14 protein-coding genes are annotated in these 13,872 nt (G+C 60.4%); 6 read left to right on the forward strand and 8 right to left on the reverse strand.

The window, feature by feature from the left end; translation table 11 throughout:
* Positions 1-5 precede the first annotated feature (5 nt).
* The gene (locus AAAX32_RS02020) at positions 6-2,009 is read right to left on the reverse strand and encodes a translation factor GTPase family protein (protein WP_349099800.1); all 2,004 of its coding nucleotides are present in this window, start codon (positions 2,007-2,009) and stop codon (positions 6-8) included.
* 306 nt (positions 2,010-2,315) lie between these two features.
* Positions 2,316-2,804 (reverse strand): N-acetyltransferase, encoded by a 489-nt coding sequence (locus tag AAAX32_RS02025; RefSeq protein ID WP_349099801.1) that lies wholly within the window; start codon positions 2,802-2,804, stop codon positions 2,316-2,318.
* Positions 2,805-2,881: 77 nt separating this feature from the next.
* Here AAAX32_RS02025 and AAAX32_RS02030 point away from each other — a divergent pair, with 77 nt between their 5' ends.
* A complete protein-coding gene (locus AAAX32_RS02030; protein WP_055310006.1) occupies positions 2,882-3,178 on the forward strand; it encodes a hypothetical protein in 297 nt (98 codons plus the stop codon).
* A gap of 48 nt (positions 3,179-3,226) precedes the next feature.
* Here AAAX32_RS02030 and AAAX32_RS02035 read toward each other — a convergent pair whose 3' ends face one another.
* Complete coding sequence (locus tag AAAX32_RS02035) at positions 3,227-3,931, reverse strand: class I SAM-dependent methyltransferase (protein ID WP_349099803.1); 705 nt, start codon at positions 3,929-3,931, stop codon at positions 3,227-3,229.
* 436 nt (positions 3,932-4,367) lie between these two features.
* Here AAAX32_RS02035 and AAAX32_RS02040 point away from each other — a divergent pair, with 436 nt between their 5' ends.
* Positions 4,368-4,769, forward strand: coding sequence for a hypothetical protein (locus tag AAAX32_RS02040; RefSeq protein ID WP_349099804.1), 402 nt, complete (start codon positions 4,368-4,370; stop codon positions 4,767-4,769).
* Between the two features lie 127 nt (positions 4,770-4,896).
* Here the strand turns inward: AAAX32_RS02040 and AAAX32_RS02045 are convergent, their stop codons facing one another.
* Positions 4,897-5,712 (reverse strand): putative RNA methyltransferase, encoded by an 816-nt coding sequence (locus AAAX32_RS02045; RefSeq protein WP_349099806.1) that lies wholly within the window; start codon positions 5,710-5,712, stop codon positions 4,897-4,899.
* A 178-nt stretch (positions 5,713-5,890) separates the two neighbouring features.
* Here AAAX32_RS02045 and AAAX32_RS02050 point away from each other — a divergent pair, with 178 nt between their 5' ends.
* Positions 5,891-7,273, forward strand: coding sequence for an MATE family efflux transporter (locus AAAX32_RS02050; protein ID WP_349099807.1), 1,383 nt, complete (start codon positions 5,891-5,893; stop codon positions 7,271-7,273).
* 27 nt (positions 7,274-7,300) lie between these two features.
* Here AAAX32_RS02050 and AAAX32_RS02055 read toward each other — a convergent pair whose 3' ends face one another.
* The gene (locus AAAX32_RS02055) at positions 7,301-8,167 is read right to left on the reverse strand and encodes a LysR family transcriptional regulator (protein WP_349099809.1); all 867 of its coding nucleotides are present in this window, start codon (positions 8,165-8,167) and stop codon (positions 7,301-7,303) included.
* A gap of 158 nt (positions 8,168-8,325) precedes the next feature.
* Here AAAX32_RS02055 and AAAX32_RS02060 point away from each other — a divergent pair, with 158 nt between their 5' ends.
* Together AAAX32_RS02060 and AAAX32_RS02065 are read left to right on the forward strand one after the other, a co-directional pair.
* Positions 8,326-9,228, forward strand: a complete 903-nt coding sequence (locus tag AAAX32_RS02060) for a DMT family transporter (RefSeq protein ID WP_349099810.1) — start codon at positions 8,326-8,328, stop codon at positions 9,226-9,228.
* Positions 9,229-9,316: 88 nt separating this feature from the next.
* On the forward strand, positions 9,317-10,042 hold the full coding sequence (locus tag AAAX32_RS02065; RefSeq protein ID WP_349099812.1) for a uracil-DNA glycosylase: 726 nt from the start codon (positions 9,317-9,319) through the stop codon (positions 10,040-10,042).
* Positions 10,043-10,092: 50 nt separating this feature from the next.
* Here the strand turns inward: AAAX32_RS02065 and AAAX32_RS02070 are convergent, their stop codons facing one another.
* The 3 genes from AAAX32_RS02070 to AAAX32_RS02080 all read right to left on the reverse strand — a co-directional run bounded on the left by AAAX32_RS02070 (position 10,093) and on the right by AAAX32_RS02080 (position 13,275).
* Positions 10,093-10,773 (reverse strand): SDR family oxidoreductase, encoded by a 681-nt coding sequence (locus tag AAAX32_RS02070; RefSeq protein ID WP_349099813.1) that lies wholly within the window; start codon positions 10,771-10,773, stop codon positions 10,093-10,095.
* Between the two features lie 9 nt (positions 10,774-10,782).
* Entirely contained in the window at positions 10,783-11,505 is a 723-nt protein-coding gene (locus AAAX32_RS02075; protein ID WP_226812554.1) for a VUT family protein, read from the reverse strand.
* A gap of 156 nt (positions 11,506-11,661) precedes the next feature.
* Positions 11,662-13,275, reverse strand: a complete 1,614-nt coding sequence (locus AAAX32_RS02080; protein ID WP_349099814.1) for a peptide chain release factor 3 — start codon at positions 13,273-13,275, stop codon at positions 11,662-11,664.
* A 215-nt stretch (positions 13,276-13,490) separates the two neighbouring features.
* Here AAAX32_RS02080 and AAAX32_RS02085 point away from each other — a divergent pair, with 215 nt between their 5' ends.
* Entirely contained in the window at positions 13,491-13,871 is a 381-nt protein-coding gene (locus AAAX32_RS02085) for a GntR family transcriptional regulator (RefSeq protein WP_349099815.1), read from the forward strand.
* The last annotated feature ends 1 nt before the right edge of the window (position 13,872 follow it).

The following is a 13,872-nucleotide window of genomic DNA, read 5'->3' on the forward strand; positions in this document are numbered from 1 at the left end:
CTCTATCACCTATGGCCGAAAAACTCGGCGTCCGCCGCCCGCCAGGGGCGGAAGGTGGCGGGATCGACCTTTACGTGGGCTGCGGCGGGTACGTCGTACCATTTGACCGTGTAGCCGGCGCCGTGAGAGCAAAAGACCGAGTCGGGCGTGTTGGGCAGATCGGCCTCGGGCTCATAGGCGGCCGCCTCGATTACGCGCTCGGTATCATGACAGGCCGCATAACCGGCGAACTCCAGGTACAGATGCCCGCGACCGCTCGTGTAGGCAGCCACCTCCAGCGCATAATCCTGCACCTCGGATGCCGGAACGCGACCCACAAGCTTCGCCCGGTCTCCCGCCATCGTGGGCGGCTCGTACTCGGCACTCATGCGCGTGGCATCTGAGAGCGCCCGGCCCACGCACTCCCCCGGCACCTCGAGCTCAAAGTGGTACCACGGCTCCAACAGCACGGCTGCGCCTGCCTCGCACGCCTGCATCAAGCCCTGGCGAATCGCGCGGTACGTGGCCTGGCGAAAATCACCGCCCTCGGTGTGCTTGGCGTGCGCACGCCCGCCCGTGAGCGTAATGCGCACATCGGTGATGGGCGAGCCCGTCAACACGCCCAGGTGATCGCGCTCCATAGCGTTGGTGAGCGCCAAACGCTGCCAGTTAAGATCGAGCTCGTCGGTCAAGGTCACGGTGCCAAACTGCACGCCCGAACCCGCCGGCAACGGCTCCAAGCGCAAATGCACCTCGGCATAGTGGCGCAGTGGCTCAAAATGGCCCACACCCTCGACCAGCTGCGAAATAGTCTCCTTATAGAGAATGCCGCCGGGCTCAAACTCGACCGCAAGGCCAAAACGATCGGCCAGCACACGCTGCACGACCTCGAGCTGCACGGCGCCCATCAACTGCAGGTGAATCTGCTCAAGATGCGTATTCCAGCTTACGCCGAGCATGGGATCTTCGTCCGCCAAATCAGTCAATGCTTTGAACACCGTATGGACGTCGTGTTCGCCCGGCAGCACCGTATAGGTGAGGACTGGCGCAATGACGGGCGCATCGCCCGCGGGCTCCGCGCCCAGGGCGTCCCCTGGGCGAACGTGCGCAAGACCCGTCACGGCGCAAATTCCACCAGCGGCAACCTCTTGGGCAAGCTCATACTTCTCGCCGTTATAGATGCGCACTTGATCGACCTTCTGCTCCCATGCCTCGGCACCGAAGTGTCCATCGATCATCTGTTTTGCACGCAGCGTGCCGCCGGTCACTTTAACCCAAGCCAAACGCTCGCCGCGATCCCCGCGACTGACACGATAGACGCGCGCGGCAAACTCCGGGAGCCATGCCTGCTCGCGCATCAGCGTGCACATGCCATCCAACAGCTCGTCCACGCCTTGGTCCTTGAGCGCCGAGCCGGCAAAGCAGGGAAAGAGCTTGCGCTCGGCAACCATGCGCGACAGCGTTGCGACAGAAAGCTCACCCGCTTCAAAAAACTCCTCGAGCGCCGCCTCGTCCAACGCAGCAGCGTCCTCCTGAACGGCCCCGCCCGCCAGCAGTTCGCTAGCATCCAAGCAGCCTTCGGAAAGACGTTGCCTCAGCTGTGCCAGCAAAACATCGCGACCGGGATTCTCCAAATCGATCTTGTTGATAAAGATGAACGTCGGAATGTCATAGCGCGCGAGCAGGCGCCACAGGGTCTCGGTATGCCCCTGCACGCCGTCGTTGGCGCCCACCAGCAGAATCGCGTAGTCCAGGGCACGCAGCGTGCGCTCCGCCTCGGCAGAAAAATCGACATGTCCCGGCGCATCCACGAGCATGACGTGGGTATCGCCATGGTCGAGCACGGCCTGCGACGAGAAGATCGTAATGCCACGCTCACGCTCGATCGCATTCGTGTCCAGATGCGAATCGCCATCGTCCACGCGGCCGCGCTTGCGAATGCGACCCGCGTTGAACAACATGGCCTCGGCCAGCGTGGTCTTGCCGGCATCGACATGCGCCAAGATTCCAACGACCGCTTGCTTCGACATGGCTCTCCCCTTATTGCAAGCCCATCGCACGCGGCAACGGGCATCCTCGTTCCACACTGGATGATACAATTTACAGGCCGGCGGGCGAAGCGGGCCCTACCCCCCGACCGAGCTCATCGCCCCGCGTTGCCGCGCGGCGATTTTCGTAGGTTCGCGCCTTGCGAAAGCCGGCACCTCCCCTTTTTGTCTGCCCGGGCTCATCTGGGGCAGTAACAACGCGAGCCCCACAACGACGCGTTTTACCAAAAATGGCCCCACTCGGGGCCATTTTTTATTTGAGCTGGGTGATGATACGTGCCTTGGCTCCTACGCCTCGCGCAGCCAATCAAACGCGACACGCGGCGTACCGTCCGACACATATACGATACCGGCGCGCTTAAACCCGGCCTTGGCGATGGCGCCCTGCATGGGCAGATTGTCTTGGTGCGTGTCGATACGCAGATGGTCGGTGCGTTCCTTGGCAAAGGCAAACATCGCAGCAGCGACGCCATGCGTGGTGCCGCCCGACGCCACGCGGTGCAGCACGGCATACGGAGTGTCGCTGCGCCATTGACCGTCCTCAATCACGTCATAGCACTCGTCCGGACCCGGTAAAAAGGCAAACGTCGCCACCACGCGGCCGTCGACTTCGCACACATAGCTGCCACCAGCGGCGATATCGACAGCCAGCTGCTCGGCAGAAGGCGTGCCCTCGGGCCACTGCGTGGCGTTGCCATGCGCGCGCATAAAGGCGCGGGCAGCGTCGTAGATAGCCATGACGGCGGGAATGTCGGTATCGAGGGTTTTTCTGATCATCACGCGGCGACCTCATGTTTATTGGTATCACTTTGATTGAGCAATGATACCAGCGTTTGGAGAGGGGCGCGAAGCGGATGGGAAGCAAAAAGCGAGCCGCCTGGTCAAAGGCCAAAAGCGAGTTTTTGGGCGCTGCCACCGGCGGCGATATGAGCGACCTGTTTGCGCGCGAAGACGAGCGCCGCGACGCCCTGGACGCCGAGCGCGATGAAGCCTGGCGCTACAAATCGTGCGAGCGCAAAAACCGTTACGACACACGCGCCGAGGCCGAGGCCGTTATGGCCGACTGCGAAAACCGCGGGCGGCGTGGTTTGGCCTGCTACAAATGCGAATACTGCGGTGGCTGGCACCTGACGTCGCATCCATGGAAATAGGCGCCGTATCGGCACGGTGTTGACGGGACGCCAGTCATCGTGCGCAAGCTAAGGGCGCGGCGGCACCAAAACATCGTAACGAACGGCCTTGCCCGCAAGCTGATAGCTCGGCTTAACGCCGGCAAGCAGAGGCCCCTTCACCGGCCGCTTGATAACAACCTTGCGTGGGCGCACCGCAAGCGCGGCTTCGACCAGCGTTTCCTCATCGGTACACGGCTGTTCCAAATGGTGCAAAAGTTGGAACTTCTTTTTCACCGCCGCGCTCTTGGTGCGCTCGGGAAACATGGGGTCCAGATACACTACGTCGGGAGCCGCAAGCTCGCCCCGCCCGATCAGCTCAGCTACATGGCGAAGGCCGGCAATGCTGTCCTCGCCCGCATGTAAGCGCATGCGCGCCACGGCAGCTGCAAGCGCCGGATCATCTGCCGCGCGATCCAAGGCATCCTTGAGGAGCGCCGCGATCACGCAATCCTGTTCATACAGGTCGACGGTAAAGCCCGCGGCCGCCAGCAGCAGCGAATCCTCGCCAAAGCCCGCCGTGGCGTCAATCGCCCATGGGCGCTCGATGCCTTTTGCGCGCGCAGCCTTTACCAGCAGCTCTTGCTGCAGACGGCCCTGCTTGAGCCGTGGAAGCATGCGGCCAAAATCGGCGCGCAGCTCCATCGTGCCGCCGGTGAGCGTGAGGCCCTCGGACTTCCCGATCAACTCAAGCCCCGCGGCCCGAGCAACAGAAAAGGGATCGACGACACCCATGGACACTCCTTAACAAGCAAAACGAATGCGTGAGCGCCGTTCATGACGACACCCAACCGTCCGCTATTGTCCCACATGCGACATGGTCCACAGCATCGCAATGCAAAGCACCGCCATCAATCCCGTGCACACGGCAGCGATCACAGAATCACTCATGCGCCTTCCCAACGACCGCGGCTCACCCACTTGCTTGGCTCCGTACATCATGGCTCCTCCTTGAGACCAGCCCCTTGTTACGGCCTCATCATCGCAGCGCCGCACATGGGCTGCCATCGATTTGGCTTACGTCCAGCTTTCCTTTTTGAAAGGTTGGACCGTACAGGCAAGAGACGCTTTCAGGCGCATGCATCGCCCCGTTGAACTACAATGTGCTTCACGATATGTGCCGCAACCTGGGTGCGACAGATTCTCCGCGCCCGCATCGAAAGGACCAGCTATGAGCGCCGCTCGCAAGACACTCAAAATCCTTGCCCTGATTTATTTTGTTCTGGGCATCGCCAGTCTCGTCATTGGAATCGCCGGCATCGCGACCGGCAAGCTCGATTCCACGTACGGGTCGAACGCCATGCTCGCCGCGGTCGTGCTTGTCGCCAAGGGCATTGTCGATCTTGCTGCAGGTGTTGCAGGCATCAAGGGCGCCAACAAGCCTTCGCAGGTGGATGGCGCGTTTAAGCTCGGTATCGTTGCCGCGGTCGCTACGCTCGTCCAAGCCGTGCTTACCCTTCCCGCGCTCGGCGGCAGCTCCGTCAACATCGTTGCCTTTGTCATCGTGGTGTACGACCTGTTCTTTGTTCAGCAGGCACACGCCGTTAAGGCCGAGAACAAGGACCGCCTGTAAGCGCTCACGTCTCATAACCTCTGCAGCCAAGCAACTAAAAAGGGCCGATCGCGCATCTCCGCGGTCGGCCCTTTACGTTTGCCAGGATAAAACCTGCCAAAATAAACCGTCCCTTTTTGACAGCTTGTTAGCTGTGACGGTACTCAGCGATGATGAAGTCGATGTCGGTTTGAAGGGTGTCCAGGTTTGCCAGGCGCTCTTTGTCGGCAGGGCGCGTGCGGTAATAGTACGGCGTCATCTGGAACACCGCCTCGATGTCAGCCTGGGCCTGAAGCGTAATGTTCGCAGACACCCGCTGCGTTCCGACCAACTCGAGCTCGGTGGTCTTCGGCAGCTTCTCATCGTTAAGGTACGGTGTGTCGTAGAGCACCTCTTTAAGCCCAAAGAGATGACGGGCACCCGGCACCACGGTGTAGAGCGAGCCCTCTGGCGCCAGCACGCGGGCAAACTCACGCTCGTTAAAGGGAGCGAAGAGCTCGGTCACCATATCGAAGGCGCCATCGGCCACGGGGATGTCCTTCATGTTGGCCACGAAGTAGGTCGCATCGCCGCGCTTGGCGGCCAGGCGCACCATCTCTTTACCCAGGTCAAAGCCGTAAGCATCCACGCCCGAAACCGCGCCCATGGCACTGGTGTAGTAGCCCTCGCCGCAGCAAATATCGAGCAACGTCATGGGGCAGTTCGTTGACACGGCACGACCAGACACCCGCTCGCGCACCAGCTCGACCATCGCATCGCGCAACGGCGCATAGTATCCGCAGTTCAGAAAGTCACGACGGCTGCGCGCCTGCGACTTGGGATCACCCATGGAGTCACCGCTCTTGGACGAGCGCAGGAGATATAGATAGCCCTCGCGCGCACGGTCAAACCGGTGCCCACCCGCGCATGCAGCACCGCGTTCGTCATCCACCAGCAGCTCATGGCAAACGGGACACAACAACATGGCAACTCCTTAGCGCGAACAACACAACGCCCACCATTGTCGCACGCCTTCCCCGCCTAGTCATTGGGGACGTTCTTGAATGAGTAATCGTTTTAGAACGTCCCCAATGACTAGTCGATTAGGAGTATCATCGTCTGCGCAAATAAGCACAAAAGAGCATATTAGAGATTGAGAGCATATGGCTGACACCGTATCTAAGCACATTGACATGACCACCGGCTCGCTGTGGCGCAATATTCCCCTGTTCGCCTTCCCCGTGGCCGCCACGAGCATCTTGGAGCAGCTGTCGAACCTCATCGCCACGGTCATCATCGGTAACTTCTCGGGCGACCAGGGAACCCTCGCCATGGCAGCGGTCGGCTCCAATGTTCCGCTTACCAGTCTTATGCTCAACCTGTTTATCGGCATGTCGCTTGGCTCCAACGTGGTCATCGCCAACGCTATCGGCCGCAACGATCAGAACATGGTCAAACGCGCCGTCCACACCTCGATTCTCATGGCGCTTGTGGGCTTTGTCGTCATCGCGCTGGGCGAGATCTTTGCCGAGCCCATGCTCGCCGCGCTCAACGTCCCTGCCGAAACCATGCCGCTCGCATCGCTCTACCTGCGCGTCTTTTTGCTCAGCATGCCCTCGATCCTGCTCTACAACTTTGAGGCCGCGATCTTCCGCTCCGTCGGTATCACCCGCATGCCGCTGCAGGCGCTTGCCGTGTCCACCGTCCTCAACATTGGCCTGGACCTCATCTTTGTCCCCGTACTCCACTGGGGCGTCGCGGGCGTCGCCATCGCCACCGCCATCGCCTACACCGTCAGCGCCGCCACACTCTTTATCCGCCTGCTCAAGACCGACTCCGTCGTCCATGTCACCCCGCGCGACCTGGCAATCGATCCCGTCGCCCTCAAGCGCATCGTCAAGATTGGCCTGCCCGCCGGTATCCAAAGCGCCGTCTTTGCCGTCGCCAATATCATCATCCAGTCCGCCATCAACAGCTTGGGCACCGAGGTCATGGCGGCATCCAGCGCTGCCATGAGCCTGGAGTACGTGTGCTACAACCTGCTCAACAGCTTTAGCCAGGCCTGCACCACCTTTGTGGGGCAAAACCACGGTGCCCGCCAGATCGACCGTTGCACTAAGACGCTCAAGGTCTGCCTGGTCGAAGGCGGCATCGTCGCGCTCACCACCATCGTCATCATCGTCGGTCTGGGGCGCGAGATCCTGGCGCTCTTTAACAGCGACCCCAACATCGTCTCGATCGGCTATATCCGCGTGTGCTCGATCTTCCCGGCATACGCCTTTAGCATGTTCTACGAAAACATGTCCGGTTACCTACGCGGCTTTGGCATCTCGCTTATGCCCGCCCTCATCACCATGATCTGCGTCTGCGGCATTCGCTTCTATTGGGTCTTCTGCGTGTTCCCGCACTTCCGCACCTTTGCGAACATCATGATGGTCTACCCCATCAGCCTGGGCACCACGGCGTTCTTTATGGTCGCGGCGGTACTACTCTGCCACCCGGCACGCACCTATCGCGCCGCCCAAGCCAAAGCGACAGCCCGCTAAACACCGCACTCAACGTCACGCCAGTCATTAATTGACAATATGCGAGCTCATATAGTCGATAAAACGCCTCGTGGCGATAGGCATGGTGTCCCAGCTGCGCCAAGCTGCCACTACGTCGCGCGAGGGAGCGTGCACGATAGGACGTACGCGAAAATCGGCCCTCATGCCCTCGACGGTACGACGATACAGCATGCTCACGCCTAGGCCCTCCTCCACCATCGCCATGATGGTGTAGTCGTCGGTCACCTCGCTCGTCACGTGCGGCGACAGCCCATGTGCCGCGAATGCGTCGAGCACCAAGCTCTGCTCGCCCTCGTCCAGCAGCACAAACGGCTCGGACGCCAGGTCGGCAAGCGTAACCTTTTCCTTTGCCGTCAGCGGATGCGCGGTCGGCAACAATGCCACCAACTCGTCGTGATAAACCACGCGCTTCTCGAGCCCTGCGGTAAACCCGCGCGCCGTAAAGCAAAAATCCACCACGCCGTCGTGCACCCATTGAGCGTTGCGCGTGTAATCGCCCTGCTTGAGGGTAAAGCGTACGCCAGGATGCAGAGCCCCAAAGTCGCGGATCACGCGCGGCAACACGGTTCGACTCACGTTGGTAAACGTCGCAATGCGAATATCGGTCGACGAAAGCCCCAGCAGCTCCTGGCGCTTGCCCTCGAGCTCGGCCTCGGCAGTCACGATCTGGCGCAGGTACGGCAGATATTGTTTACCGTCGCGCGTAAGCGTAACGCCCTGCTTTCCGCGCTCGATAAGCGTGGTACCCAGCTCGCGCTCGAGCGCCTTGACGGCCTGGCTCACCGCACTTTGCGTATAGCCCAGCTCGTCCGCCGCGCCCTTAAGACTGCCGCGATCGACCACCATACAAACAATCTGATACCGCGATGCCATCGTGCCTCCACATCGATGTAGCTGTAAAACGTTTTGCCAGGGCTTTTTCTACCTACATTAGTATCTCTTAATCATACTGAAGATACATTCGCTTTACTACATCCACATCTGGGAGCAGAATCCTTTTTGCGAAACCGTTCTGTAACAAAAGGAGTCCCATGGATCGCAAAAAAGCAATCGCGCTCTCATTTTCCGTTCCCATCGCATGGGGCTTTTCGTACCCCCTCATGAAGATCGGCATGGACAGCATGAACGCCACGAGCATCGTTGCGCTGCGCTGCATCATCGCCTTTGTGGCCTGTCTGCTACTCTTCCACAAGCACGCACTGCGCATCAACCGTGACCTGATGGTTCGCGCCGCCATCATCGGCGCCATTATGGCAACCGAGCTCACCTGCATGTGCCTGGGCTCCAGCCTTACCTCCGCCTCCACCGCCGGCTTTTTGCAGAGCCTGACGGTCGTGATCGTGCCGTTTGCCAATGCGGCCCTGCTGCGTCGTGCCCCCGAGCGCAAGGTGCTCGTCGGCACTGCCATCGTCACCTGCGGTATGCTGCTGCTCTCGGGTGCCGACTTTACCAGCCTGAATCCCGGCGCGATTATCATGTTGCTCTCTGCCTTTATCTATGCCAGCCACATTATCGTAGCCAAGCGCTTTGTCGAAGAAGTCGACCCACTGGCCCTGGGCGTTTGGCAGCTGGGCTTTGGCGGTCTGTTCTCGGGCATCGCCGCGTGCACCTTTGGCGACTTCACGCTTCCCAGCACGCCCAACGAAATCGTCGTTGTCGTCGCACTCGCACTCATCTGCTCTGCCTACGGCTTTATCACCCAGACGCTCGTGCAGCCCCACGTGCCCGCCGAGACCACCGGCTTTGCCTTCTCGCTCGAGCCGGTCTGCTCCGCCGTCTTCTCGTTCTTCCTGGTCGGCGAGGTCCTAAGCCCCATCGCCTTCTTTGGCGCCGCCCTCATCCTCACCGGCGTCATGGTGGCAACCGTCGAGCTCCCGCGCCTTCGTTCGCAAGTACACGCTCACATGGAAGGAGCGCCCGAGCACGTCTCGTAGGCCCCACTCTTCATACAGCCGCGGCATAAAGGTCTCCGGTACGCCTTTACAATAGATGCCAACACAGCATCTGCCATAAAGGAGCCCCATGGACACCGCAACCCGCGACCGCAACATAGCAACTTGGTTGGGCGATGCGCCGCAGCCGGTACGTGACACGACGGACCAGCTGCTCGAGCGCATCGCCCTTTTGCGTGCCGAGCAGACTATCTACCCGGTACAAGACGACATCCTCAATGCCCTCGCCTACACGCCGGCAGACCAGGTCAAAGTTGTCATCTTGGGCCAAGACCCCTATCACGGACCCAACCAGGCCATGGGACTGTCGTTCTCGGTTCCCGCGACGCAAACCAAACTGCCGCCGAGCCTGCGCAACATCTATAAGGAACTCAACGCCGACCTAGGCTGCCCCATCCCCGCCACGGGAGACCTAACCCCCTGGGCGCAACAGGGCGTCCTGCTCCTCAACACCACGCTCACCGTGCGTGAGCATGCCGCCAATTCGCACGCCAAGCTGGGCTGGAGCACGCTGACCGACTACGTTATCGAGCGCTGCTGCCAGCTGCCCCAGCCGGTAGTCTTTTTGGCATGGGGCCGCTTTGCCCAGCAGATGGTCGAGGGCAAGCTCGCCGCGACCGGCGCGGGCAAGGCAACCGACAAGTTCTGCTTGGCCTCCACACACCCCTCGCCGCTTTCAGCTAACCGTGCCACGGCAGAACTCCCCGCCTTTATGGGGTCGCGCCCCTTCTCGGCAGCCAATCGGCTACTCGAACAGCATGGCTCGACCCCCGTCAACTGGACTTGCCTCGACTAAAAATCGAGACATCAAAAACGCGCCCGACGGCTTTCCATCGGGCGCGTTTCCTATTCGGGCCAAATAAATTGTGTGCGGCCGGCCTCGCCGCCATCGATCAGCAAGCTCTGCCCGGTCATAAACCGGTTGGTTACGCCCACAAAGTAGATCCACTCGGCGATCTCTTGGGCGGTGGCCCAGCGTTTAAGCGGCGTGAGCTCCATAATCTGGTTCCACAGGTGTTCGTCTTCCATCACGCAACGGTTGAGCGGCGTGATAACGCCGCCCGGGTCCACACTGTTGGCGATGGCCTGCGGTGCCAGGCGGTTTGCAAGGTTTTTGGTATAGGCGATAACGCCACCCTTGCTGGCGGCATAGGCGGGAAACTCCGATCCCGTATGCCCGCTCGCCGACCCCACATTGACCACGGATTTGATTGCCGGCGCCGGCTTGGCGGCAAGCCCCTCCCCCACAAAGGCGTAGCGCTCGGTCACGTTGATGGTGCCACACAGGTTGGCGGCGATGTCATCGGCCGAATCCTGCGTACCGGCAACGTTCACGATTACCTGGGGTTCAAGGTCGCCTGGAAACGAGTCCGGCTCGCGGACATCAACGATCAGATGGCGGTAGCGCTCATGTTCGATCGCCGCCGGCAGCAGATCAAAGCCCACGACCTCGTGGCCCTCGTCCAAAAAGCGCTGCACACACGCGGTTCCGATACCGCCCGAAGCGCCCGTGATCAAAACCCGCATACTTGCTCCTTAGGCGGTTGCGTGGCGCTCGAGGTACTCGGCGCCCACGTTCTCGCGCTCCCAGCCACGCACGACCTTGTAGCCCACGGGGCTCAGGAAGACCTCGCACAGCAGCTCGGCAACAGCGCCGGTCAGCGAGCACATAAGGACCTGCACCCAGGTCCAACCAAAGAACGTGTGGCTCACCACAATGGCAAAGACCAGGTTGTCGATAAACTGGCCAACACCCGTGGACACATAGGAGCGGAAGGCAAAGCTCGCAAAGTTATTCTTTTTGAGCATACGACCGAGCGACTGGTTGAGCGTGGAGTTAACCACGGCAGAAACGAGCATTGCCAGCGAAGAGCCCAGCACCACGTACCAGGTGCCGCCGATGGTGGCGTTAAGGGCGGTGTTGACCTCGATCATACCCGTGTCGTAGTAGGCGCCCCACATGCCGGGCGTGAGCGAGCATGCCCAAAAGCACAGGCTCACGGCCAGGTTGACCAGCAGCGCGAGGATAGAGATTTTGATGGATGCCTTGGCGCCAAAGCGCTTACAGATCATGTCCTGGCACAAAAACGAAACCCAGCTCACCACAAAGCCGCAATCGAGTGCCAGATACGGCAGGCTGATGAGCTCTTTGTTGGCCAGCAGGTTCATCATGATGACGCTCACGAAAAACAGCGAAACCGTTGCCGCGGGAATGCTCCGCAACAGGACCTTGTAGTCCTCCATGACCTTCTTGATCATTATGTACTCCTTTGGTTTTAGGTTTAACGAGCAGGATATCGGACCCGAACTGCTCGGACGTCACGGTCTTGAGACGACGGTGGGTATGATAGCCGCTCACACGGCATCAGGCAAGCAAACGACGCGGCAGCCCCGCAGGGCCACCGCGCCGATGCATTAAAAGGCTACGTTGCCAAACTCCGACAGGATAAGGTCGGGGTTGTGGTCGGTAGCCCAATCCACGTTCCACGGGCTCGTGAACAGCAACAGCTTACCGCCGCGCATGTCCTCGACGCGCAGCGTGTCGCGCGTGAGCGAAAGGCCCGGGATATCGATGGTGTCGGGGTCGTTCTGGATCCAGCGGATGTCCGTATAGGGCAGTGGCTGGCGACGAACCTCAACACGGTACTCGGCCTTGAGGCGGCGCTCGAGTACCTCAAACTGCAGCACACCGACCACGCCCACGATGACGCTCTCCATGCCGGCACCCAACTCGCGGAAGATCTGGATAGCACCCTCCTGGGCAAGCTCCTCCATACCCTTCACAAACTGCTTGCGCTTGAGCGTGTCGACCTGCGTAATGCGAGCGAACATCTCGGGGGCAAACGTCGGGATCTGCGGATACTGCACGTGGTGCTTGCCAGAGCACACAGTGTCGCCGATGCTAAAGATACCCGGATCGAACAGGCCCACGATATCGCCCGCGTACGCCTCGTCCACGATGGCGCGGTCGTCGGCCATCATCGACGTGCCCGTGGCCAGCTTGAGCTTGCGGTTGCCCTGCACGTGGAAGGCATCCATGCCGCGCTCGAACTTGCCCGAACAAATGCGCACAAAGGCGATGCGGTCGCGGTGGTTCTTGTCCATGTTGGCCTGGATCTTAAACACAAAGCCGCTAAAGTCGTCACGGCAGGGATCGACCGGCTCGCTGGTAAGCGTATCGGTATAGGCGCGCGGCGTCGGGGCCAGACGCAGGAACTCCTTGAGGAAGGGCTCCACGCCAAAGTTGGTGAGCGCCGAGCCAAAGAACGCCGGGCTCAGCTTGCCACAGGCCACGGCATCCAAGTCGAGCTCGTCGCCGGCACCATCAAGCAGCTCGATGTCGTCCATCAGGTTCTTATGGTTCTCCTCGCCGATAAGCTCATCCATGGCGGGGTCGCCCAGCTCGGCCTCGACCTCGGCGACCTTCTTGGTGGCGTTGGCGTGGCCATCGCCCTCAAAGGCGATAACGCGACGGGTCTGACGGTCGAACACGCCGCGGAAGTTGCGGCCGCTGCCGATCGGCCAGTTCATGGGATACGTATTGATACCCAGAACGTTCTCGATCTCTTCCATGAGCTCAAACGGATCGCGAGCCTCGTGGTCGAGCTTGTTCACAAAGGTGAAGATGGGAATATGGCGCAGCGTACAGACCTTAAAGAGCTTTTTGGTCTGGGCCTCGACGCCCTTAGCGCCGTCGATGACCATGACTGCGGCGTCGGCGGCCATAAGGGTACGGTAGGTATCCTCCGAGAAGTCCTGGTGGCCGGGGGTATCGAGGATGTTGACGCAGGCGCCGTTGTAGGTGAACTGCAGTACCGAGGAGGTAACGGAAATGCCGCGCTCCTTCTCGATGTCCATCCAGTCCGAGACGGCATGCTTGGCCGAGCTCTTGCCCTTAACCGAGCCGGCGGTCTGGATACTGCCGGTATAGAGCAGCAGCTTCTCGGTAAGTGTGGTCTTACCGGCGTCCGGGTGGCTGATGATCGCGAATGTGCGGCGCGACGAGATTTCATCCGACAGGCTTGCCATGCGGATCCTTTCTTGCATTGAGTGCATTACGTCGATGTAACCGCCCTATTGTAGCCGCGAAACCTCGCCATAGGGCACCTATCAGGACAAATTCATCAGTTAAGGCCCGGGTAGCCGGCCCAATCCGAATTTGTCTCTTGCGTAACTGTGCATAGTGTATATATACTGTGCTTACCGGTTATATACACGTGTAGCCCATCAGCTAAGGAGCCGCTGTGGACATCATCCTATCCAATTCGAGCGACAAGCCCATCTACGAGCAAATAGCCTCGCAAGTCAAAGCTCAGATCCTTTCGGGCACGCTCGCGGCGGGAGCCAAACTCCCCAGTATCCGTGCACTCGCGAGCGATCTTGGCGTGAGTGTCATCACCACCAAGCGCGCCTACGCCGACCTGGAGCAACTCGGCTTCATCTGCACCGTGCAGGGCAAGGGCTGTTTTGTCGCCGAGGGCAACCAGGAGCTCTTGCGCGAAAACCAGCTCTGCCATATCGAAAAACTGCTTGCGAAAGCGGCGAGCCAAGCCGAAGCCCTGGGCGTTACGCGCGACAAGCTGCACGAGATGCTCGACCTGGTAGCCCCCGAAACCATGCAGTAGC

It is taken from the genome of Collinsella sp. CLA-ER-H3 (assembly GCF_040092425.1).
Classification (GTDB): domain Bacteria; phylum Actinomycetota; class Coriobacteriia; order Coriobacteriales; family Coriobacteriaceae; genus Collinsella.